Annotated in this window: 30 protein-coding genes; 11 read left to right on the top strand and 19 right to left on the bottom strand. The window is 29.2% G+C overall.

The genetic code is table 11. From position 1 onward, the window contains the following. Positions 1 to 5: 5 nt before the first annotated feature. The 13 genes from K354_RS0106190 to K354_RS0106130 all read right to left on the bottom strand — a co-directional run bounded on the left by K354_RS0106190 (position 6) and on the right by K354_RS0106130 (position 11,242). Positions 6 to 557: a hypothetical protein gene (locus K354_RS0106190; RefSeq protein ID WP_024954634.1), complete on the bottom strand. Its 552-nt coding sequence runs from the start codon at positions 555 to 557 to the stop codon at positions 6 to 8. Next, complete coding sequence (locus tag K354_RS0106185) at positions 550 to 1,401, bottom strand: hypothetical protein (RefSeq protein WP_024954633.1); 852 nt, start codon at positions 1,399 to 1,401, stop codon at positions 550 to 552. Before K354_RS0106185 ends, K354_RS0106190 begins: the two co-directional genes overlap by 8 nt. Continuing rightward, the gene (locus K354_RS0106180; RefSeq protein ID WP_024954632.1) at positions 1,394 to 2,200 is read right to left on the bottom strand and encodes an ATP-binding protein; all 807 of its coding nucleotides are present in this window, start codon (positions 2,198 to 2,200) and stop codon (positions 1,394 to 1,396) included. The genes K354_RS0106185 and K354_RS0106180 overlap by 8 nt, the downstream gene beginning before the upstream one ends. Then, a complete protein-coding gene (mshL, locus tag K354_RS0106175) occupies positions 2,190 to 3,701 on the bottom strand; it encodes a pilus (MSHA type) biogenesis protein MshL (RefSeq protein ID WP_024954631.1) in 1,512 nt (503 codons plus the stop codon). Before mshL ends, K354_RS0106180 begins: the two co-directional genes overlap by 11 nt. Beyond that, positions 3,670 to 4,089, bottom strand: coding sequence for a hypothetical protein (locus K354_RS0106170; RefSeq protein WP_024954630.1), 420 nt, complete (start codon positions 4,087 to 4,089; stop codon positions 3,670 to 3,672). The genes mshL and K354_RS0106170 overlap by 32 nt, the downstream gene beginning before the upstream one ends. Next, positions 4,086 to 4,730 (bottom strand): type 4a pilus biogenesis protein PilO, encoded by a 645-nt coding sequence (gene pilO / locus K354_RS0106165; protein ID WP_024954629.1) that lies wholly within the window; start codon positions 4,728 to 4,730, stop codon positions 4,086 to 4,088. Before pilO ends, K354_RS0106170 begins: the two co-directional genes overlap by 4 nt. A gap of 1 nt (position 4,731) precedes the next feature. Continuing rightward, positions 4,732 to 6,249, bottom strand: a complete 1,518-nt coding sequence (locus K354_RS14030; protein ID WP_037940362.1) for a hypothetical protein — start codon at positions 6,247 to 6,249, stop codon at positions 4,732 to 4,734. Positions 6,250 to 6,302: 53 nt separating this feature from the next. Beyond that, the gene (gene era / locus K354_RS0106155; protein WP_245600577.1) at positions 6,303 to 7,196 is read right to left on the bottom strand and encodes a GTPase Era; all 894 of its coding nucleotides are present in this window, start codon (positions 7,194 to 7,196) and stop codon (positions 6,303 to 6,305) included. A gap of 9 nt (positions 7,197 to 7,205) precedes the next feature. Then, positions 7,206 to 8,531, bottom strand: a complete 1,326-nt coding sequence (gene hslU / locus K354_RS0106150; RefSeq protein ID WP_024954627.1) for an ATP-dependent protease ATPase subunit HslU — start codon at positions 8,529 to 8,531, stop codon at positions 7,206 to 7,208. 3 nt (positions 8,532 to 8,534) lie between these two features. After that, positions 8,535 to 9,077 carry an ATP-dependent protease subunit HslV gene (gene hslV / locus K354_RS0106145; protein WP_024954626.1) on the bottom strand — a complete coding sequence of 181 codons (543 nt, stop codon included), beginning with the start codon at positions 9,075 to 9,077 and terminating at the stop codon, positions 8,535 to 8,537. Beyond that, the gene (gene rplI / locus K354_RS0106140) at positions 9,078 to 9,524 is read right to left on the bottom strand and encodes a 50S ribosomal protein L9 (protein ID WP_024954625.1); all 447 of its coding nucleotides are present in this window, start codon (positions 9,522 to 9,524) and stop codon (positions 9,078 to 9,080) included. 62 nt (positions 9,525 to 9,586) lie between these two features. After that, positions 9,587 to 10,012, bottom strand: a complete 426-nt coding sequence (locus K354_RS0106135) for a rhodanese-like domain-containing protein (protein ID WP_024954624.1) — start codon at positions 10,010 to 10,012, stop codon at positions 9,587 to 9,589. Then, the gene (locus K354_RS0106130) at positions 10,013 to 11,242 is read right to left on the bottom strand and encodes an argininosuccinate synthase (protein ID WP_024954623.1); all 1,230 of its coding nucleotides are present in this window, start codon (positions 11,240 to 11,242) and stop codon (positions 10,013 to 10,015) included. It abuts the gene before it with no gap. 253 nt (positions 11,243 to 11,495) lie between these two features. On the opposite strand from K354_RS0106130, the gene K354_RS0106125 reads away from it, so the two are divergent. Genes K354_RS0106125 through K354_RS0106105 form a run of 5 tightly spaced genes read left to right on the top strand, consistent with a single transcriptional unit; the run spans position 11,496 to position 15,114 of the window. Then, positions 11,496 to 11,744: an RNA-binding S4 domain-containing protein gene (locus K354_RS0106125; RefSeq protein ID WP_024954622.1), complete on the top strand. Its 249-nt coding sequence runs from the start codon at positions 11,496 to 11,498 to the stop codon at positions 11,742 to 11,744. Beyond that, positions 11,741 to 12,727 carry an anthranilate phosphoribosyltransferase gene (gene trpD / locus K354_RS0106120; RefSeq protein WP_024954621.1) on the top strand — a complete coding sequence of 329 codons (987 nt, stop codon included), beginning with the start codon at positions 11,741 to 11,743 and terminating at the stop codon, positions 12,725 to 12,727. Before K354_RS0106125 ends, trpD begins: the two co-directional genes overlap by 4 nt. After that, complete coding sequence (tsaE, locus tag K354_RS0106115; RefSeq protein ID WP_037940360.1) at positions 12,724 to 13,134, top strand: tRNA (adenosine(37)-N6)-threonylcarbamoyltransferase complex ATPase subunit type 1 TsaE; 411 nt, start codon at positions 12,724 to 12,726, stop codon at positions 13,132 to 13,134. The genes trpD and tsaE overlap by 4 nt, the downstream gene beginning before the upstream one ends. Continuing rightward, a complete protein-coding gene (gene lptB / locus K354_RS0106110; RefSeq protein WP_024954619.1) occupies positions 13,116 to 13,838 on the top strand; it encodes an LPS export ABC transporter ATP-binding protein in 723 nt (240 codons plus the stop codon). Before tsaE ends, lptB begins: the two co-directional genes overlap by 19 nt. 4 nt (positions 13,839 to 13,842) lie before the next feature. Continuing rightward, positions 13,843 to 15,114: an RNA polymerase factor sigma-54 gene (locus tag K354_RS0106105; RefSeq protein WP_024954618.1), complete on the top strand. Its 1,272-nt coding sequence runs from the start codon at positions 13,843 to 13,845 to the stop codon at positions 15,112 to 15,114. On the opposite strand, the gene K354_RS0106100 is transcribed toward K354_RS0106105, so the two are convergent. Next, positions 15,111 to 15,941, bottom strand: a complete 831-nt coding sequence (locus K354_RS0106100) for a J domain-containing protein (RefSeq protein WP_024954617.1) — start codon at positions 15,939 to 15,941, stop codon at positions 15,111 to 15,113. The two genes, K354_RS0106105 and K354_RS0106100, sit on opposite strands and share 4 nt — an antisense overlap. Positions 15,942 to 16,054: 113 nt before the next feature. Between K354_RS0106100 and K354_RS0106095 the strand changes: the two genes are divergently transcribed. The 6 genes from K354_RS0106095 to K354_RS0106070 are packed head-to-tail and all read left to right on the top strand — an operon-like array spanning position 16,055 to position 19,631. Then, complete coding sequence (locus tag K354_RS0106095; protein WP_024954616.1) at positions 16,055 to 16,366, top strand: ArsR/SmtB family transcription factor; 312 nt, start codon at positions 16,055 to 16,057, stop codon at positions 16,364 to 16,366. After that, a complete protein-coding gene (locus K354_RS0106090) occupies positions 16,359 to 16,760 on the top strand; it encodes an arsenate reductase ArsC (RefSeq protein ID WP_024954615.1) in 402 nt (133 codons plus the stop codon). Before K354_RS0106095 ends, K354_RS0106090 begins: the two co-directional genes overlap by 8 nt. Beyond that, positions 16,757 to 18,007 (top strand): arsenic transporter, encoded by a 1,251-nt coding sequence (locus tag K354_RS0106085; protein ID WP_024954614.1) that lies wholly within the window; start codon positions 16,757 to 16,759, stop codon positions 18,005 to 18,007. The genes K354_RS0106090 and K354_RS0106085 overlap by 4 nt, the downstream gene beginning before the upstream one ends. Position 18,008: 1 nt before the next feature. Further along, positions 18,009 to 18,953, top strand: coding sequence for a permease (locus K354_RS0106080; RefSeq protein WP_024954613.1), 945 nt, complete (start codon positions 18,009 to 18,011; stop codon positions 18,951 to 18,953). A 10-nt stretch (positions 18,954 to 18,963) separates the two neighbouring features. Further along, entirely contained in the window at positions 18,964 to 19,404 is a 441-nt protein-coding gene (locus K354_RS0106075; protein ID WP_024954612.1) for a rhodanese-like domain-containing protein, read from the top strand. Beyond that, positions 19,401 to 19,631, top strand: coding sequence for a thioredoxin family protein (locus K354_RS0106070; protein ID WP_024954611.1), 231 nt, complete (start codon positions 19,401 to 19,403; stop codon positions 19,629 to 19,631). Before K354_RS0106075 ends, K354_RS0106070 begins: the two co-directional genes overlap by 4 nt. Here K354_RS0106070 and K354_RS0106065 read toward each other — a convergent pair. The 5 genes from K354_RS0106065 to K354_RS0106045 form a co-directional block, all read right to left on the bottom strand. Continuing rightward, entirely contained in the window at positions 19,612 to 20,349 is a 738-nt protein-coding gene (locus K354_RS0106065) for an arginyltransferase (RefSeq protein ID WP_037940357.1), read from the bottom strand. The two genes, K354_RS0106070 and K354_RS0106065, sit on opposite strands and share 20 nt — an antisense overlap. Continuing rightward, positions 20,350 to 20,520, bottom strand: coding sequence for a hypothetical protein (locus K354_RS14985; RefSeq protein WP_156928213.1), 171 nt, complete (start codon positions 20,518 to 20,520; stop codon positions 20,350 to 20,352). Positions 20,521 to 20,528: 8 nt separating this feature from the next. Then, on the bottom strand, positions 20,529 to 20,975 hold the full coding sequence (locus K354_RS0106055; protein WP_024954609.1) for a hypothetical protein: 447 nt from the start codon (positions 20,973 to 20,975) through the stop codon (positions 20,529 to 20,531). 82 nt (positions 20,976 to 21,057) lie between these two features. Beyond that, positions 21,058 to 21,801: an amino acid ABC transporter ATP-binding protein gene (locus tag K354_RS0106050; protein WP_024954608.1), complete on the bottom strand. Its 744-nt coding sequence runs from the start codon at positions 21,799 to 21,801 to the stop codon at positions 21,058 to 21,060. 8 nt (positions 21,802 to 21,809) lie between these two features. After that, entirely contained in the window at positions 21,810 to 22,895 is a 1,086-nt protein-coding gene (locus tag K354_RS0106045) for an amino acid ABC transporter permease (protein ID WP_024954607.1), read from the bottom strand. Position 22,896: the final 1 nt, after the last annotated feature.

The following is a 22,896-nucleotide window of genomic DNA, read 5'->3' as shown; positions in this document are numbered from 1 at the left end:
TATTATCACCAATATGTACGAACTTTAATTATTTCACCATTTTCATAGGTTCTTAAAAATATTTTTTTTGCTTGTTGATGTTCTTCTGCCGATAATTTATATGTTATATCATTGTTATTATCATCATTGAACCAATATGCACCATTTTTATAGTTATAATCACCACTTACAAATTTATTAAAAATAATAGAAAGTATATATTTTGTTTTAGGTAAATTAATATACGAAATATCCACATCATCAATCAGTGCATAGTATAATAATTTTTTTTGATAAAGAATAGTAGCAAAATATGCTGCATTTTCTCGTGCTTCTTTCGTTTTATAAAGTTTAACAATAGGCAATATTGTCCTATTAATCATATCTTCTTCTAAACAAGAATGAGCGTATATATTTAAAAATTCTTCATCACTTTTATATTTTTGATATAAATCACCAGCTTTTAAACAAGCTTTTCTATAATTTTTATTTTTATATAATTCTATAATATCTTCTTTAGTAGCTGCATTGAGTATTGTTATAAAAAATATAGAAAATATAAATATTTTTTTAATCATCAGTATCTCCAAGTTCAATTTTTTGTAATAGTGTTTTAAGCCTTTTTGATTCATTATTTGCCAAGTAAGCTTTTAATGCTTTAATTGCATCCTCTTTTTGGTTAAGTTTTACTTTTGACTTTGCAAACCAATACCAAGTCTTAGTATTTTGTGAGTCAATATCATTTGCCGTTAACGCCCACTTTAAAGAATCTTCATAATTTGCTGCATAATAGTACTCTTCAGAAAGCATTAATGCAAACACTATACTTGAAGTAGAGTAATATTTTTCTTTGAGATAAGCAATAGTATCCATTTCTTTCATATCAATTGATATATTATGCTTTTGAGTTTTTTCTAGAGTAGAAATTTTTTCTTTTTCTATATTTCTTATTGGCTCAATAACTTTGTATGTATTGTTTTCTTGTTCTATATTATCTTCTTTAAAAGGTGAATTATAAACTAAAAATCCATTTGAAGAAAAAAGTTCATTTACTTGATCTCTTGGTTCTAGTTGAAAGTGATATGGCTTTGTTTTTTCTTTTTTTATAGTAATATTTTTCTCTTTTTGTGTATTGTTTTTTTCATTTTTTGTTGAAACTAGAGTTAGTGTAGTATTGTTTTCTTTAGAAGATTTTAGTGTAGCGTTATTTTCTTCTATAATAGGCTGTTTTACTATTTTTTCTAATTTTGGTTTAACTATTTGTGCCGGAGCTTTAATTGGTTTGGGTTTTATAAAGTTATATACAATAACACTTAATATAAAAAGTAATAAAATTAAAAGAATATAAAACTTACTTTTTTGTTTTATTTTATATTTTAACCATTTATTTTCTAATTCTATTATATCATCTGTGCTAAACATTAATCATTCCTAAATTTATTGCAGCCATTTCTAAAAATTTGGATTTTAGTGATTTTCTTTGTATAACAGAGGGTTTATTAAGATCATAATATTCTAGTATTTCAAATAATTTATATAAAAGCTTATTTATAGTTCTTAAATTTCCATCAGTAATTTTCATAAGAAGTTTATAGTGCGAATCTTTAAAAAGTACTAAATGTTCAAACTTATTATGAAAAAGCATTTTTTTCTCTATATAGGTTTTAATTTCATTTAATGAAGAATTATGTAATTCAATAGTTTCCCAAATTCTAGTTTGAAAATAGTCTTTGGCTAATAAATCTTCTTTCTCAGTTTTATGTACAGTAAAAAGAAATTTAAATTTTCTTGAGTCTGCCATAAGACGAATTTTTTCTATTAATTCTTGTGGATAGAGTTGTGCTTCATCTATTAACACTGTAATAGAACGCTCATCTCCTAGCTTTTGAATAGCAGTTGTTAAAAAAATATCATAATTTGTAAATTCTGGTGACTTCTCTTCAAATACTTCTTCATAAAGAGCTTTAAGAAAGCCTTTTTCTTCAAAATGTGGTCTTGGAAAAAATACTATATTTTTTTTATTTTTAAAATCATTATAAATTTTTTGTAAAAGAAAAGTTTTACCAGTTCCTGGTTTGCCATAAAAAAGAATTAGTTTTAGAGGCTTGTCAAGTGTTTGTACAAGCCTTTCATAAGCTAATGTTGATTTATCTAAATTGATATAATCAAAAACTTCTCCATCAACAAAAATATTTTTAAGTTCGGTATAATTACTGTTCATATATTCTCTTAGAAAAACCTAAGTCTTTTAAAGTTGCTTTAGTATGATCTTTAGGCCCAATTATTCTTGGTGTAATTACAAAAATCAATTCTTTCGTTGTTTTTGAGATACCTTCATGTTTAAAGGCTTCACCTAAAAGTGGAATACTACTTAAAATAGGTACACTTGAATTATCAGAATTTTCTGAATTAGTAATTAATCCACCTAAAATGATAGTATTTCCATTTTTGACTTTAACTACAGTAGAAAGTTTTTTTTCTGATGTATCAGGAGCGATTTCTCTTGCATTAGTTTGTTTTCCATCATCTTCTGTATATTTGAAATTACTAACAGATGGATTAATTCTTAATATAATTTCACTGTTTTCTGTTATCTGTGGAGTTATATTTAAAAGAACGCCAATAAAAATCGAATAGTTCTTATATGTTGTAGAAGTATCACCTGTATCACCATCACTAGTGTCTTCTGGAATTCTATAATTTATATTATCACCAATAGTAATTAATGCTTGCTGATTATTCATACTTAAAACTTTTGGATTTGATATGACTTTAGTATCTCCATTTGTATTTAAAAAATCAATTAAACCAGTCATTGTAAACACAGCGTCATTAACAACGGCTAATTTATTATTAGCAAATGACAATCCACTATCTATAGGATTGGTATAAGTATTATGTGAACCACTAGAATTTCTACTACTATTATTAAATTTTGCTGTACTTCTTAACTCTAATTGTAATTTAGACCAATCAATCCCTGTGTTTTTATTTTTTTCTAAATCAACAGATATGATACTTACATCAATAAGAACTTGTTTATGTAGTTTTTCCTCTAATTCTTTTAAGTATTTTTCAACTCGATCAAGTTGTTTTTTTGTTCCTGTAACAGTTATAAGTCCTGCATTAGCATTGATAATAGGTGCTTTTGCAACATAATCTTCTTCTCCTGTATTCAAAATAGCAGTAACTTCTGCTAACATAGTTGACCAAAAATCAAACGTATCATTTGAATTAATAGAGTTATCACCATTTGCAGTTGTGGTTCCCCCTGTATCACCTTCTGTAATTTTTATATCAACTGAAGCTGAAAGATTAGCTGTTCCTTGTCTAATTGAAGTTATATAGTCCACTTTAAAAGTTTTTGTTTTTAAAGCAGATATCTTTAAAAAGTTTTTAGTGTATTCATAATATAAATCATTATCAGCAATTAGAACTTCAAAAATTTCATTTAATGATAAGTTTTTAATATTAATACCATATAGTTCTTTTTGCAACAATGTTGCAGCAACATTATCTTTAACTACAATACTAAAATCACAACTATCTGCTATTTGTGTTAAAAGTTCAATACTAGCCACTTTTTCTACAGTTTTTATGTTAAAAACTCTATAATTACAACTCTTTGTTTTGGCTGCACTTAGAGGTTGTACTAAAATAGTAATAAGTGCTATAAGTACTATGTAATATTTACTTTGAAGAAAATTTAATTTTGCTAACATCGCTCTTCCTTATAAAAAGTTCTTTTTGAGAGTGTTCATTTTTTATAATAACACTATTGTTTTTAATTTTTACTAATTTAAAATCACCAATTTCACTATCTAACTGATACCATTTGTTATTTATTTTAACTTTATTACCTAAAATAGCATTTAAAAACAAAGTATGTTTTTGTGTATTTGTTATATTAGCATCTGTTAAAATAATATCGTTTTTCTTTTCCATAATAAAAGGGCTACTAAGCATATTGATTTTTTCGCTTGAAACACCCACTCTTTTTTGACTAATTTGAGTAAATAGTTTATCATACTCTTTAATTTTGTCATTTTGAACAGCAAATAAATTAGCTGAAAAAGATAGAAGTAGTATTAGTGTTAATTTATTTTTCAATATCTCATCCCCCATACAGCAATATCAAGAGTACCATTTATTGTATCAGTACTTTGTAATTCTAGATTATGAACATCTACTACAAGTTCACTTTCTTCAAGTTTATTTATGAATTTAATAATATTTTTAAATTCACCATTAAAGTTTATTTGAACAGTTAAAACTTGTTTTATCTCTTGCAAATTTGGCTCAAAAAATTCATTACTTATAAGAGAAAGTTCCACACCATATTCTTGTGCAACAAATGCAATTGAATCAAGAAAGTTTGCCCAGTTTTTATCATTAAAAAGAATATTTGACAATTCTTTTAGTTTTGTATCAACATAAGCATTAGTATATTTTGTATCAGCTAGGATGATTTTTTGCTGTTTTATTTTTTTTGTCATCATTTTAATTACAAAATTTTTATCCCCAGCTCTTGTTACTGAATTAAGATACGACTTTTCTTGGTTGAGTTTTGTTTTCATATTTTTATGTGACTTTTGAGCTGTTTTTAACATTTTTTCTGTAACAGGAAAAAGTAATGAATACACTACAAACCCAATAGTAACAAAAACCATTAAAAAGATAAGTGACAACTCACTACTTTTTTTCTCTTTGAGATAATTATCTATTCTATCTAATCTATTAGTTTCACCCATATTAAAGTCCTACTGTTATTTGACTAAGATAAAGATTGTCTTTTTCTACTCTTTCAATCTTATCAGTAGTTATTTTATATTTTTTGAGCATTGTCAACTCTTTAATAAACTCAGTAATCTTTTTTTCACTTCTATTTTGAATAGACAATTTCATGTCATTTTTATTATAATTGATAATGTCAATTTTGGATTTATATTTATTAGAAATTTCAATTAACTCAACTAAAATAGAAGCTTTCATGGAATATGCAGTTTTTTTCTTATTTATTTGAGTTAAAAGTTTTTTTCTAAATTGTAGTTTTTGAGATTCTTTTTTTAATAAAGAATCAATTTTCTCTTTGTCTTTTTTTAATTTAGCTATTTTGCTTCTTATTTTATTCGCTTCAATATTAAGTTTTTTATAATCACTTGTAGCTATACTAGTTTTTACTCGTAAGAATTGTGTATATCCATACTGGTAAGCAGGATATGCAGCAGTTAGTATTAAACTTGCAGCCATTATACCAAAAAGTTTACCTACAGGTCTTTTAGTAAAGGCCGGAGGTCTTTTAAACATAGAAAAGTTTAATGCATCATCTTGGTTTTCAAAATATACTTGTGAAGTTAAGGCCATTAATATATGAATTTGATCAACATACCACTCTTGTGAATTAATCGCAATGCTAAAGTTAAACTCAAATGAGTCAAGTCCCAGATAACTCTTTGCATATTCATCAACACCTACAAGCATACCAACTTCAGAACCTATATATATTTTGTCAATATTTTCTATTTCATATGAACGTTTTGCAAAAACAATGACATCGTTAATATATAAAAATAGTTCACCAAACAGTTGCATGAGAAAAGATTGATATGAAATATTAGTACTTTTTAAACCTTCAGTTGTTAATAACTTGTAAAAGTCTTTTTCATCTATTCTTTCACCAATTAATTCACAAAATTTTTCTGTTAATTCTGTGAGGGAGTAATGAAGAGATTTTGAATAAAGATATTCACCACCTTTATATATTGCTAAAAAAGCATCATTTTTTTGAAAATAAACAAAACAATCTGTTCCATCAGATTCTAATAAAGCTTTTTTGTATAAGGATGCAATTAAAAATGGAGCAGTAGTTACATAATCTATGTAGCTTGTTTTTTTTCTTATTTCTGAGAGTTGAGACCCCACTATTGAGGTATCAATAACAAAAACATTAAAAACTCTATTTTTTGTATCTTGAGTATCTGTTTCTAAATATGTGATAGTGTATTCAACAGCAGAATCAAGCCCTAAATCATCATATGCTTTTATTTCTATTGCATCTTGTAAATCACTTTCAGGAATATTTCTACTAATATCTACTGTAGCACTAATTACATCTTTACTTCTTATATAAGATATAAAAAAAGAGTTCTTTTTACTCTTTTCCAGCTTAAATGGTTGAATTTCATTTTTCGCATATTTATAAGATTCTAAAGATACCGGGTCAATTGAAATAATCTCAGAAAAACTATTTTTTACATTTTTATCAGCCATATCTCCACCTAAATTTGTATTAAAACTTATTGTATATTTATTTCGTTAAACACTTATTCCACAATGTAACCTATTTTTTTTAACAAATCTTTGTCTTGACTCCACCCTTGCTTCACCACGACAAATAATTTTAAGAAAATCTTTTTGCCCATTAACTTTTCTATAGATTTTCTAGCTTCAAAGCCAATTCTTTGTAAAGTTCTACCCTCTTTACCTATTACAATACCTTTTTGACTTTTTTTATCTACTATTATAGTAGCATAAATATTGTCAATTTCATCATTTTCTTCCACTTTTTCTACCAATACATCGGCAAAGTAAGGAATTTCTTCACTTGTATTATTAAAAATTGCTTCTCTTATGTACTCTTTGTATAAATCTTTAACTGGATCTGTTGTTAATATTTCTGTATCGTAGAGAAAAGGGTGAATTGGAAGTTCTTTTGAAATTTCATCTAAAAGATAGGATTGAGATATCCCTTTTTTTATTGAAACTGGGATTAGTGCTGTAAATTTATCTTGGTATTGCGAGTATTCTTCTATTTTTTTAAAAAGAGTTTGTTTATTAATATTGTCTACTTTTGTTAATAAAAGGATATGAGGAATATTTTTGCTGTTTCTTTCTAAAAACTTTTCATAATCTTTTAAATTATCAGAAGCTGGAGCCAAAAATAGAATTAAGTCACAATCACCCATAGCTTTAAGAGCTTCATCCATCATGAATTTATTTAAAAGTCTCTCTTTTTCATGAATACCTGGGGTATCTACAAATATAATTTGTGCATTTTTATGCATAGCTATAATGTTTGACCGTTTTCTTGTTGCATTTGCTTTGTGAGAAACCATAGCTATTTTTTCACCTATTAACCAATTAAGTAGGGAACTTTTACCTGCATTTGGTCTTCCTATTACTGAAACAAAGCCAGCTTTTGTATCTATTTTATCCAATATGTACCTTTATAATATATATCTGCTGACATCTTCATCTTCAGCTATTTCATCAAGTCTCTCATGGACTAACTCTTTAGTTACAATTATTTTCTCATTTGCATGTTCATCTGCACTATAACTTATCTCTTCTATTACTTTTTCAATAACGGTATGAAGTCTTCTCGCTCCAATATCTTCCATCTTTTCATTTGACATTTGTGAAATTTTTGCTATTGCTTTGATTGCATCATCTTCAAATACTAATTCTACTTTTTCTGTTTTTAACAATGCTTCATACTGACGTAATAGTGAATTTTTAGCTTGAGTCAATATTTGGTATAAAACATCTTCTGTTAGTGAGTCAAGCTCAACTCTTAAAGGAAATCTTCCTTGAAGCTCAGGTATCAAATCGCTTGGTTTACTAAGATGAAATGCACCAGCTGCAATAAAAAGAATATGATCAGTTTTAACCATACCATGTTTTGTATTTACATCGCTTCCTTCTACAATAGGAAGTAAATCTCTCTGAACTCCTTCTTTACTAGGGTCACTTCTATGACTTGCACTTGCACTCACCGCAACTTTATCTATCTCATCTAAAAAGATAATACCACCATTTTGAGCTCTATCTAATGCTTCTACTTTAATAGCTTCAAAATCAAGAAGTTTTTCACTAGCATCATGTTTTAATGCCTCTTTTGCATCTTTAACTTTTAACTCTTTTTTTATGCTATCTTTTCCAGTACCAAGTATTTTTATAAATGATTCTTGTACTTTTATCATTTCAGGTGGTAGTGAAGAATCTGACATATCAGTTCCTCCCCCAGTTATTTCAACTTCAATACTAAGTTCGTTTAACTCTCCATTTTTTAGTTTTTCTTCCATGCGATGATAGCTTTTTTTATAGTCTTCTTTTTTCTCGTCACTTGCACCTTTTGGTAAAGGTGGTAAAAGTTTTTCTATAATAGTTTTTTCAACATGAGCATCAATAGAATCTATGTTTTTTTCTCTATGTTCATTTCTAACTAAGTTGATTGATGCCATAACTAAATCTCTTACCATCGATTCAACATCACGACCAACAAAACCAACTTCGGTATATTTACTAGCTTCAACTTTTACAAAAGGTAGATTCATCATCTTAGCTAATCTTCTTGCTATTTCAGTTTTTCCAACACCAGTACTACCAATCATTAAAATATTTTTAGGCATTACTTCATCTTGCATTTCATCATTTAATTTCAATCTTCTATAACGATTACGAAGTGCGATTGCGATTGCTTTTTTAGCGTTAAATTGACCTATGATATATTCATCTAAATAAGATACAATCTCTTTTGGTGTCATATTCATTCTTTATTTTTCCTCTTCTAAAACAAAAGTTTTTATATTAGTATTTGTATATATGCAAAGTTCACCTGCTATTTGAAGACTCTCTTTTACTAAATCTTCTGGGTCAAGATTTGCATGTTTGTCTAGTGCCCTAGCTGCAGAAATAGCAAAGTTTCCACCACTTCCAATTGCAGCTAACTTTCCATCTTCAGGCTCAACAACATCACCAGTTCCACTAAGAATATAGATGTGTTCACAATCAAGTACAATCATCATAGCTTCTAAACGTCTAAGCATCTTATCTTTGCGCCACTCTTTTGAAAATTCTATAACTGATTTAAAAAGATCACCTTTTTTTTGCTCTAAAATTCCTTCAAACATATCAAAAAGATTAAATGCATCAGCGGTACTTCCAGCAAATCCAGCAAGAATTTTACCATGGTAAAGTTTTCTTATTTTTGTAGCATTCCCTTTTAATATGGCATTTCCAAACGTAACTTGTCCATCTCCACCAATGATAGCTTTACCATCACCTTTATATCCAAGTATGGTTGTTGCATCAAACATCTATTCTCCAATAATTTCTAGCTTTAATGGAGCATGAATACCATGTCCTAGCTTGATAGTTATATCAAAAACACCAGTTGCTTTAATAGCATTTTTTATTTCTATTGTTTTTTTATCAATCTCTATTTTATGTTGCTCTAGTAATTCATGCGCAATTTCATCTTTAGTTACTGCTCCAAAAAGACTACCATTTGCACCAAGTTTTCTTTTAACTTTTAATTCAATTTTTCCAAGTTGTTTTTCAACTTCTTTTAGTCTTTCCATCTCAGCAGCTTCATCTTCAGCTTTTTTCTTTTGATTTGCTTCATATTTTCTCATTACTTCATTCGTGGCATGCAGTGCTAAACCTTTTCCAATTAAAAAGTTTTTACCATAACCATCTTTTACTTCTTTTACTTCACCAGCTTTTCCTAAACCTTTTACATCTTTTGTTAATAATACTTTCATTTTTATTTCTCCTTTTTACTGAACAAAGTCCAGCAAAAATTCCTCTCACTGAAGCTTTTGCTTCACAAAGAACTTTTACTGTTTTTGTTTTCGGGAATAGGGGCATTTTTTAATTTTTCCCCACTATATTGAACAATTCCTTCAGTTAAATGTGATATCTTTTTAAATCCCATTCTTCTTAATATAAAAAGCATTTGATCAGTCCGATTACCAGTTCGGCAGTAAAGAACTATAAACTTGTCTTTTATATTGTCCAATTTATCCATATTCATATGAATACTGCTAGTAGGAAGTAACATATCACATCCTTTTATACTAGCATCACTATATTCAAACATCTCTCTTATATCAATGAGTATAAAATCAAACTCACCATTTGCTCTACATGTAAGTAAACTTTTAAGCTCAGCATCACTGGTTTGACCAGTTTTAGCTATACGCTTTATGTTTTGTTCTAAAAACTCTTTACATGTAAAGCTTTTGTCCATTTATTTATTTCCATAAAACTTTTTATTTTTTCCACTAATAATAAATCTTAAAGCATTGAGTTTGATAAAACCTTCAGCATCTTTTTGGTTATAAACTTCATCTTCTTCAAATGTACAATACTCTTCACTAAAAAGATTGTTTTTTTCAGAATTACGTCCAACAACCATAACATTACCTTTGTAAAGTTTTAGTTTAACTGTCCCATTAACGCTTTCTTGTGATTTATCAATTGCTGCTTGCATCATTTCTCTCTCTGGTGCAAACCAAAAACCGTTATAAATAGCTTTTGCATATTTTGGCATTAATTCATCTTTAAAATGAGCAGCTTCACGGTCAAGTGTTATACTCTCAATTGCACGGTGCGCTTTGAGCATAATTGTACCACCTGGAGTTTCATAACATCCACGACTTTTCATACCAACAAAACGATTTTCAACAATATCAATACGACCAATACCATGTTTATTACCAAGAGCATTAAGTGTTTCTAGCATTTTAGCTGGGCTCAATTTTTCGCCATTTAACGCAATAGGGTCTCCATTTTTATATTCTAATTCAATTTTTTCAGCCTCATCAGGTGCATCTTCTGGACTTACTGACCATCTCCACATATCATTTTCTGGTTCAGCATTTGGATCTTCCAATACTAATCCCTCGTAAGAGATATGAAGTAAATTTGCATCCATAGAGTATGGAGATTTTCCAACTTTCTTTTCGATGCTTATTCCATGTTTTTCTGCATAAGCAAGTAGTTTTTCTCTAGAGTTTAAATCCCATTCTCTCCATGGAGCAATAATTGTTAAATCAGAGTTTATTCCTAAGTACCCAAGTTCAAATCTTACTTGGTCATTTCCTTTTCCTGTAGCTCCATGACTAACAGCATCTGCTCCTGTAAGTGCAGCAATTTCAGCTTGACGTTTTGCTATAAGTGGACGTGCGATTGAAGTTCCTAATAAATATTCACCTTCGTAAATAGCATTTGCTCGAAACATTGGGAAAACATAATCTCTAACGAATTCTTCTCTTAAATCTTCGATGAAAATATTTTCAGGTTTTATACCAAGTTCAATTGCTTTTTTTCTTGCAGGTTCTAGCTCTTCACCTTGTCCAATATCGGCTGTAAAAGTAACAACTTCACAATTAAACTCATCTTGTAACCATTTTAAAATTATACTTGTATCTAGTCCACCAGAGTATGCTAGCACTACTTTTTTTACGTTTTGTTTCATATTTATTGCTCCTTTTTACTGAGTCAAAGCACAGTAAAAATTTCTCTTACTAAAGTACGAAGCTTAACTTCTGTAATCTTTACATGTAAAGAGAAATCATTAGTTTAGTTTATTAAATTTGATTATTCTAACAAAAGTAACTAAAATATTTGCTTATTTTAGGAAAAAGTTTTTTTAACCGCAAAAAGTGTTCCATAAAAAGTATATTTAAAAAAGATTTTGTTAGAATACTTACAAAGTTAAAAGGATTATTTTGAGAATAGATAAATTTTTAAATTCTGTAAATATTACAAAACGTCGAGCAATATCTGAAGATATGTGTAAAAATGGTGTTGTTACGATTAATGGAAAAGTTGTAAAACCAGCTAAGGATGTAAAAGTTGGTGATAAAATAGAAATAAATTATCTTCAAAAAACTGTTAGTTATGAAGTACTGCAGATTCCTGAGACAAAAACAATTCCAAAAACAAAACAAGATGAATACGTCAAGGAAGTATCATGAATTTTAAAGAAACACAAGAGATATTTGAATCGTTATTTCAACATGAAATGAGTGATGAGCAAATTAGAGATTTTTTGATGGCATTACCTTTAGATGAAACAACATCTGTAGAATCTATTGCAGCTGCAGCAAGTGTTATGCGCTCTCATGCAATTTTGTTACCTGTAAGTGATGAATTAAGACCAAAACTATTAGATATTGTAGGAACAGGTGGGGATAAAATAGGGAGTTTTAATATATCTTCAACAGTTTCTCTTCTATGTGCAGCAGCAGGGTGTTTTGTGGCAAAACATGGAAGTCGTTCAGTTACTAGTAAATCAGGTAGTGCTGATATGTTTGAAAAACTTGGTGTGAGATTAGATTTAAGTATAGAAAATTCAGCTAAACTTTTAGAAGAGACTGGATTTACTTTTATGTTTGCAAGAAATCATCATCCTGCTATGAAGTTTATTATGCCTGTTAGAAAGTCAATTAGCACAAAAACAATTTTTAATATTTTAGGTCCTTTAACTAATCCAGCACACGTAAGTAAAACTATGTTAGGTGTTTTTCATAAAGCTTTTGTGCCTAAAATTGCGGAAGCTTTAGTTATTAATAACACAAAATCTGCACTTGTAGTAAGTTCAGAGGAAAATATGGATGAAATAAGTATTAGTGATGTTACATATGCTGCGAGAGTTTTACATAATCATATTGAAGAGTTTGTAATTGATCCTGAAGTATTTGGTATAAAAAAAGCACCCCTTGAATCGGTAATTGGTGGAGATGCTGAATTTAATGCATCTTTAGTTCATAACATATTTTCTAACACGGCAAGTGATGCTCAAAGAGATATTGTTCTAATAAATACAGCTGCTGCACTAGTAGTAGATGGTATAGCAAGAGATTTCCAAGATGGTTTAGAGATTGCAAGGGATACTATAAATAGCAATAAAGCAAAAGAGAAACTAAAAGATATTATAAAGGTATCCAATAGTTTATGAAAATTTGTAAAGTTGAAGAGATAAAGGATTTAATAAAAGAGATTTTAAAAGAAGTTGGCAGTCATGGTATTATTCTTTTAAAAGGAGATTTAGCAGCGGGTAAAACTACCTTTGTAAAAGAGTTTGTGAAAGTATTAGGAATACAAGTTAAAGTCTCTTCTCCTACATTTTCAATAATGAATGAATATGAAGATAGTGTTTGCCATTATGATATATATCAAAATGGAATAGATGGTTTTTTACAAAGTGGTTTATTTGAAAAGTTAGATGAACCAAAGTACCATTTGATAGAGTGGGCTGATGAAAAATTAGAAAAAATTTTACAAAAAATGGGATATGATTATATGAAGATTGAAATAAAAACAGTGAATGATAAAAGAGGGTATATATGCACACACTCAAAGTAGAAAAACTGGTAAAAACGATAAAAAAAACGACAATTATTACAGATATATCTTTACATGTAAAGAGTGGAGAAATAATAGGATTACTTGGCCCTAATGGTGCTGGTAAAACGACTACTTTTTATATGATATGTGGTCTTATTCAACCTACAAAAGGTGAAGTGTATCTTGATAACCAAAAAATAACAAGTATGCCTTTACATAAACGCTCAAAACTTGGTATTGGTTATCTTCCTCAAGAATCAAGTATCTTTAAAGAGCTAAGTGTTGAAGAAAATTTAATGCTAGCTGCTGAGATAATTTATGATAAACAAGAAGATAGAGAAAGAAGGGTTGAAGAGCTTTTAAACCTTCTAAATATTGAGCCAATTCGTCAAAGAAAAGGTTTAAGTTTAAGTGGTGGAGAAAGACGTAGATGTGAAATAGCACGTTCACTTGCAATCCAGCCAAAATTTTTATTACTAGATGAGCCTTTTGCTGGTGTTGATCCTATTGCTGTTGCTGATATACAAAATATAGTAAGAGATTTAATAAAACTTAATATTGGAGTTTTAATAACAGATCATAATGTAAGAGAGACATTAGATATATGTGATAGAGCATATGTTATTAAAAATGGTTCACTTCTTGCAAGTGGTACAAGTGCACAAGTAGCTCAAGATAAATCAGTAAGAACTTATTATCTTGGTGAAGATTTCAAGCTTTAAGATAATGAAATTAAGAGCTTCTCAGAGTCAAAAGCAGAAACTTTCATCAACCCTTCGTGGTTGGTTACCAATTTTACAATCTGATTTGGACTCGTTGCCTGAAGCTATTGAACCTTTTGTTCAAGCAAATCCATTTATACAGGTTCGTGCTGGAAATGAAAAAGTAGATAAAAGATTTGCAAAAAAAGGTTTTTTTTCTGAACTTAGCAAAAATAGTGTCTCAAGCACTATTGAAGCTTTAACAATAAATAAAAAATCTTTATATCAAACTTTATATGAGCAGATAAATCCTCCACTGTTTCCCACAAAAAAATCTCAAGATATAGCTTATGAAATTATAGAAAATATAAATCACGAAGGTTATTTTGATAAAAATTCTATTTTAGAAATAGTGAAAAAAATGCATATTGAATCTGAGCAAGTAGAAAAGATCAGGCAAAGATTTTCATATCTTGAGCCAGTTGGTATTGGAGCTATTGATTTTAAAGAAGCATTTTTATTTCAACTTGATAATACTGAAGTAGAAGAAGACTTATGTAAGTATGTAAGAAAATTGATTCTAAATTTCGAATTGATAGAGAATTATAATAAAGAAGAACAATTTAACGAAGCACTAAAAGTTATAAAAAAGTTTAGAAATCCCCCTGCAATTGACTTTTTAGAAGATGAAATACAAGTCATACCTGATATTTTTGTATATGATTCAAAAGGAACAATTGAAGTTGCCTTAAACGATGCATACTATCCAGAAATTATTATAGAGACTGATAACTTAGATGAAGGACACTCTTTTGTTGCAGAAAAAATTAAGGATGCAAAAGATTTAGTTGACGCGTTAGAAATGAGAAAAGCAACACTTTATAAAATAGGTTTAATGATAGTAGAGTATCAATATGATTTTTTCTTTGGACATGCAATTAAACCTATGAAATTAAAAGATTTAGCCGATGATTTACAAAGAAATCCTTCAACAATTTCTCGGGCTATTTCAGGTAAATATCTCTCTTGCAGTCGGGGTATAATTCCGCTAAAACAGTTTTTTGCAACTGCTGTAGAAGAAAATATTTCAAATAGTGCAATAAAAGAGTATATGTGTGAGCTTATTAAAAATGAAGAGCATAAAAAACCACTTAGTGATGTGAAGATTTTAAATTTAATTGAGCAAAAATTTGCTGTAAAAATGGTACGTAGAACTATTACAAAATATAGGAAAGAGTTTAATATAGCTGGTTCAAGTGAAAGAAAAAAGCTTTATGCCCTCATGTGTTCCTACTAAGCAGTTTTTTCATGTTCATAATGTATTTTTATCATCTCATAAGCATTTTGTATGGTTTGGAATTTATTACTATAATGAGAGGCAAGTGAAGGGTCAGTATATGAAATAGTATCTGGATGATACTGTTTTACTAGTTTAAGATAATTTTTTCTAATTGTATCAAAGCTATCTTCAGCCTTACACTCAAGAACTTCATAATACTCTTCAAGTAGGGAAAAAAGAGCATTATACTTTCTTTTTCTTTCCATTTTTTTAGTTAAAATATTTTGATATGTTAAAAATTCATCGATGTCATAAACAAAATCAACATAACACCCAATAATTTCTTTTCTAGTAAGAAGCTTTTCTAATAGTTTTGAAGTTATTTCAGATACTGGATAAATAACAACAGTATCAGTTTTTAGTTTATATTTTACAAGATGGTCTTTAAAATAGTTTCTAAGATAACTCACTAAAATAGAATTTTTTGAGCCTAAATTAAAATTAATAGCATAGTTGTCTTCAATTTTCATTATAATTTTAAGTTGTTGTTGTAGTTGATTTGATTTTAAGTGTGTGATTTTTATAGATTTGTCAATTGATGTTTTAATTTGTTTTGCGATATTTTTATCTGGAATTTCATTTTTCCTTTTGTATATTTTACTAATAAGTTTTAAAAAATATCTTCTTTGTACATTTTCATTCTCTTGTTTAAATACAATAGTTTTATTTTTTCTACCAATACGTTTTGAGAAATTTTTTTCTATAATATTTTGTATATGATAAAACGTTTTTGCATCGTCTTCGATAGTAATAGCAAGCATATCATGAGAAAATGAGATTTGCATAGAAACTCCTAAAACTAAAATTTATAATACATAAGCAAGAAAAGTTCCAACTTATATATCAATATATCTTGATATATAATATATATTATGATACAATTCATAAAAGGAAAAAAATGGAAATATTTTTAGCAACAATTAGTGCAATAAATGATGAGACAAGAGTCAAGATTCTTAGGTTTATAGATAAAAACGGTGAAGTCTGTGTATGTGATATTGAAAAGAGTTTTGAGATGATCCAATCTCGAATTTCAAGACACCTTAAAATCTTAAAAGATGCTGGTTTTTTACGAGTAGAGAGGCGAGGGCGTTGGGCATATTACTCTATTCGTTCTCCTTTAGATAAATTTAGGCAAAATATTTTAGAAGAAATATCATATTTAGATATCAAATTACCAATATTGGATAAAGGTTGTAAAAATGAATAAAAAAGTATTGGTTATGTGTACAGGTAATAGTTGTCGAAGTATCATAGGTGAAGCGTTGATAAATAAGTATGTAGATGAAGTAACAGCATATAGTTGTGGTGTTAAACCAAGTGGTAAAGTCCATGAAAGTGCAAAAAATATTTTGATGCAAAATGATGCTTGGAGTGAAGAATATCACTCAAAACACTTAGATGAGATTTTACATGTAGAGTTTGATTTGGTTGTGACTGTATGTGATCATGCAAATGAAACTTGTCCTATGTTTCCTAAAAAAACAAAAATTTTACATGTAGGTTTTGAAGATCCTGATGGACAACCGTATGAAGCTTTTGAGAAAACATATAAAGAGATAAAAGAAGTTTTATTATCAAAAGTTAAAAAGACATTGTCATGATACTTCCTTCAGTCATATTTCTTATAACATTAGTTTTTGTTATTTGGCAGCCAAAAGGTTTACAGATAGGAACAACAGCTCTTATAGGTGCTGTTATGGCACTTGTTGTTGGTGTTGTTAGTTTTTCTGATGTTTTGATTGTTACAAATATTGTTTGGGATGCAACTTTGGCTTTTATCGGGATTATAATTCTTTCTATGATTTTGGATGAAGTAGGATTTTTTGAATGGGCAGCTATAAAAATGGCAAAATTAAGTGGTGGAAATGGAAGGCTAATGTTTGTTTATGTTATGCTTTTAGGTGCTTTTGTTGCAGCTTTGTTTGCAAATGATGGAGCAGCATTGATACTTACGCCTATACTTTTAGCAAAGATGAAACATTTAAAGATGGATAAGTTAGCTATCTTTGCATTTTTGATGGCAGGAGGTTTTATAGGTGATAGTGCTTCAAATCCTTTAGTTATCTCAAATCTTACGAATATAGTTACGGCGAATTATTTTGATATTGGATTTTTAGAGTATGCAAAAAATATGTTTTTACCAAATCTGCTTTCTATCATCGCTTCTATAGTAGTTTTATTTATTTATTTTAGAAAATCAATTCCCTTACATGTAAACGTAGATGAATTACCTGAAGCAAAGAGTGTAATCAAAAATGAAGGTATGTTTAAACTCTCTTGGTTTTTCTTAGTATTTTTAATGATTGGTTATTTTGTAGGGGATTATTATGATTTGCCAATTTCAGTGTTTGCACTTGGTGGAGCTTTGGTATTTTTAGCGATTGCTACTTACTTTAAGGCTGTAAAACCTATGCATGTTATAAAAACTGCTCCATGGCAAGTTGTATGGTTTAGTATAGGGCTTTATGTAATTGTATATGGACTTAAAAATGGAGGTTTGACAGATTCTATTGCTGAGCTTTTACTCTCAATCAAACCTATGGGTGAGCAAACTTATATCATTGCAACAGGATTTATAAGTGCTATTTTGAGTTCTGTTATGAACAATATGCCAACAATTATGATAATGGATATAGCTATAGATAAAACGGGAGATGTTTTCTTAGCTTATGCAAATATTTTAGGAAGTAATCTTGGACCAAAAATGACTCCGATAGGCTCACTTGCAACACTTCTTTGGTTACATGTACTAGCTAAAAAAGGTGTAAAAATAGGTTGGGGCGAGTATATGAAAGTTGGTGTAGTAGTAACAATTCCAGTGCTTTTTATAGCACTTATAGGACTTTAAAATGTGGAAAAATAGTGTAGATTATCTCATTTATGATTTATTTGGGATGAGTGGACGTTTTGCAGATGCATTACACTTTTTTATTTATGACACGATTAAAATTTGGTTTTTACTTTTGCTTATTATTTATGTAGTCTCTTTTTTAAGAACTTATTTTAATACGGAGTATGTAAGGGACTATTTACAAGGAAAGTCAAAATTAACTGGTAATGTTTTAGCCGCCTTATTTGGAGTTATAACTCCTTTTTGTAGTTGTTCTGCTATACCTTTGTTTTTAGGTTTTATGCAAGCTAGAATTCCCAAAGGAGTGACATTTTCATTTTTGATAAGTAGTCCAATGAACAATGAGATAGCCATAGCTCTTCTTTTTAGTTTGTTTGGTTGGAAAATAGCACTTTTATATATAACTTTTGGTTTGCTTACAGCTATCATTGGAGGGTATGCTATTGGTGAAATTGGAAGAGATGAAGATATACTCATACTAGTTGTACCAAGTAATTGTTGTGGGAATACTGAGCTTGTAAAAGACTCCTTACATGTAAAGAGTATAGAAGCATGGAATAACACTTGGGATATTTATAAAAAGATTTATCTCTATGTACTTTTAGGCGTTGGTGTTGGAGCTCTATTTCATGGATATATACCAGCAGATTTTGTAGCTAAATATACAGGAGAAGGAAATCCTTTTTCTGTTTTAATTGCAGTTTTAATGGGTGTTCCTATGTATGCTAGTGCAGCAGCGATGATGCCTTTAGTAGAAGTGTTAACTTCAAAAGGGATGCTATTAGGCACAGCTTTAAGCTTTATGATGGCAGTTACAGCTCTTAGCCTCCCTGAAGCTATGATACTCAAAAAGATTTTACATGTAAGGCTTATCGGGATGTTTTTTGGTATAGTGGGACTTGGTATAGTTGTTGTTGGATATGTATTTAATGCTATCTTGTAAAGGGTAAAAGATGAAAAGATATTTGTTGGTTATTTTAGTTTTAGTTTGTTTCTTAAATGCACAAACTTTTGAAAATTATCTGAAGAGTTTTGATTATAAAGCTAGAACAGATATGAAAATCAATACTGTTGAAATGCTTACTATGGTTGAAGAGGGTGAAGCAGTTTTAATAGATATTCGATTTGCAGAAGAGTATGAAGCTTGGCATATGGGATTTTCAAAAAATATCCCTTTAAATGAGTTAGCAAATAGATTACATGAACTTCCCAAAGATAAACTTATAATCACTGCTTGCCCTCATAATGATAGGGCAAATATAGCTAGAATGTTTTTAGTGCTAAATGGTTACAATGCAAGATACTTAAATGATGGGCTTTTAAAAACGGCTGATTTTTTAAGAGGTGATAATGCAAAAGAATTTTTAGAAGAATATAAAGGAGTAAAAAAATGAAAATAGAAGTACTAGGAACAGGGTGTGCAAAGTGTAAAGCACTTGAAGAGTTAGTAAAAAAGGCAGTAGCAAAAAAAGGTATTTTTGCTCAAGTTGAAAAAGTGGAAGATATAACGAAAATTATGGAATATGGAGTTATGAATACACCAGGTCTAGTTGTAAATGGTATAGTGAAATCTACAGGAAAGCTTTTAAATGAAGAAGAAATTATTGCTCTTCTGGATTAAGCCATATAGGCAAATCTGTTAGAGAAGGTTCTCCTTGCATAATTTCGTGAGGTTTATAATCAGCTTTATAGTTTAATGAAGGGCATTTTTCTACATAATAACCAAGATAAACCCATGGTAAATTATAGGTTTGAGCTATGATGATTTGTTGATACATAGAAAACCTACCAAGTGAAAGGTGTGCAAAGTTAGGATCATAAAAGAAGTATATAGATGATAATCCATCACTTAAGATATCTACTAAATCAACACCTACAAGTTTATCATCTACGAAATAAAGTATTTCTTTACCAAAATTCATAGAACCACTAGCATAAAGTTCATAGTAGCTATTAGGATTTAGGGAGTAGTGCTTCCAACCTTTTTTTTCTTCCATATATTTATGATACTTTTCATAAAGGTTTAAATGGTCAATTGATAAAGTTGGTTTTTGAATAATGAATTGTGTATTTTGATTTTTTCTTATAGTTTTTTTTGCACTTTTTGAAAATGTATAATTCATAGTATCAATACGAAGAGATAAACAGTCTTTACAATCAACACAATTAGGTCTAGAATAATACTCCCCAAAACGTCTCCAGCCTCTTTCTACAAGCTTTTGATTTAAACTCTCAGGACATTTTTCAATAAATTTATATTCCATACGCATAAGTTTATTATCAAGGTATGCACATTTTGCTGGAAGTGTTGAAAACTCTATTACTCTAAATGGTTCCAATTATTTTATCTTTGTAATTCCTGATTTTTCCATAAAAGAAATAAAGTCATTTTGTAATTTTTTTTCTTTCTCTTCTTTTAATGTTTTCTCTTGTTTTTGATTTGCTTCTTTTTGCGTTTGAGCTAAGTCTTTTTTTAAATCTTTTAATTCATCAAATAGTGAATTTTCCATAATTATCCTTAATAATTTTCATATTCTTCTAAAAGGTTATCTCTTAACTCATCAGCTAAAAGTTCCCCATTTTCACAATTTTCTTTTATAAATGTATCGAGTTGACTCAAGATTCCAAAAAGTTCACTTTCTATCTCAGATGAAGTTTTGCTTTTTGCCAAAAGTGTTTCAAAAAAGACTAGTTTTCGTAAAAAGTCAGATAATAGTTCTATTAAATCTTCTTCTTTTTCTTTATTTAATAATATGTATCTTGGATTTTCAATTTTTTTTGTGCTATCAATATCTAATTTTATAGCTCTTATATGATTTTGAATAGCAATTGAAAATGTTGAATATTGTTCAAACTCACTAACATCACCTCGTTCATCTAAGTTACCTGTTATATGTTTAATTTGTTTCATAAGTATAAATGCTATCAATACTGATACAAAAAGTACAGGAAATAGTTGATCCATTGCAAAGCCTTTTAGTTTTTGTCAAATTATAGCGAGATAAAGTAAAGGGCTAATTAATAATAACCCTTTACATGTAAAGATTTTAGTGAGAAAGTATTTGATCTAAAAATAGTTTTAATCTATCTGATTCTGGATTTTCAAAAAATTTATCAGGAGTGTTTTCTTCAACAATTTGACCAGCATCCATAAAAATAACTCTATCAGCTACTTTTTTTGCAAAACCCATTTCATGAGTAACACAAATCATCGTACGACCTTCTTTTGCAAGTTCAACCATAACATCGAGAACTTCTGAAACCATTTCAGGATCAAGTGCACTTGTAGGTTCATCAAAAAGCATAACATTAGGGTCTTTACAAAGGCTTCTTGCAATTGCAACACGTTGTTGCTGACCACCACTTAACTGATTTGGATATTTATCTGCCTGATCTGCAATGCCAACTCTATCAAGAAATTTCATAGCTGTAGCTGCAGCTATTTTTTTAGGTTGCTTTTTTACCCAAATAGGAGCTAATGTGAGATTATCTTTAATTGAAAGATGTGGAAAAAGATTAAAATGTTGGAATACCATAGCAACATCTTCACGAAGTGCTCTAATTTGTTTAATATCATCAATTACTTGAATACCATCTACTGTAATTGAGCCTTCTTGAAACTGTTCAAGGTAGTTTATACACCGTATCATTGTAGATTTTCCACTTCCAGAAGGCCCACATACAACAATGATTTCACCTTTTTTGACATTTAAATTGATGTCTTTTAAAACGTGAAAATCACCATACCATTTATTTAAATTTTTAATTTCTATTATATTTTCATTTTCCATCTTTTTTCCTATTTCAAGTTTGTATTATATTGTTCTTCTAAGCTTTGAGAATATCTACTCATTCCATAACAAAATGCCCAAAATACAAAAGTTACAAAAACATAACCTTCTGTTTCCATCCCAAGCCAAGTTGAATCAGCTGCTGTGATACGTACCATAGCAAGTAAGTCAAATAATCCAATAATAAGAACGAGTGTTGTATCTTGGAAAAGTGAGATAAATGCACCAACAAGATTTGGAATAGCAACTTTAAGTGCTTGTGGCAATATTACAAGTAGCATTTTTTGCCAATATGACAATCCAACTGCATCAGCGGCTTCATATTGTCCTGTAGGGATTGATTGAAGACCACCTCTAATAATCTCTGCTACATATGCTGCTTGGAAAAGTGTTATACCTATAAGCGCACGTAGTAGTTTATCAAAAGTCATTCCTTCAGGGAAAAATAGAGGTAAAATAACAGATGACATAAAAAGAATTGTAATGAGAGGAACACCTCTAATAAATTCTACATATGTAATACAAATACTTCTAATAATTGGTAAATTTGAGGCTCTACCAAATGCAATTACTATACCAATAGGAAATGAAAAAATAATACCAGCTGCCGCAACAACGATAGTAAGCATCAATCCACCCCACTTATCTGTAGGTATTATATCTAAACCAAGTAAGCCACCATTTACTAAGATAAAAGCTGCAAGTAAATAGATGAAAAAAGCTATAATTTTTAATTTTGAGCTTTTTAAAAATTTAAAAGCTGCTATAAGAACTATAAATAAACCCAATCCCGTATTTAATCTCCATACTTGATCTTCTGGATAAAATCCATACATAAACATATCCATTTTCATCTTTACAAAGACCCAACATGCACCATCACCAGTACATTGTGCTCTTGAATCACCTACAAAGTTTGCATCAGTGTATGCCCATTGCACAAATGGAGGTATAATTATATAAAGAAGATATAAACCCAAAAGTGTCATAATTACATTAGATGGCGTTGAAAATAGATTATCTTTCAACCAGTGAATAACCCCTTTAGAAGAACTAGGAGCTTCTCTTACGGATTTTTGTTCGTATACTGCCATC

Source organism: Sulfurospirillum arcachonense DSM 9755 (genome assembly GCF_000597725.1).
Lineage (GTDB): Bacteria > Campylobacterota > Campylobacteria > Campylobacterales > Sulfurospirillaceae > Sulfurospirillum_A > Sulfurospirillum_A arcachonense.
This window is presented reverse-complemented; position numbering and strand designations above follow the sequence as displayed.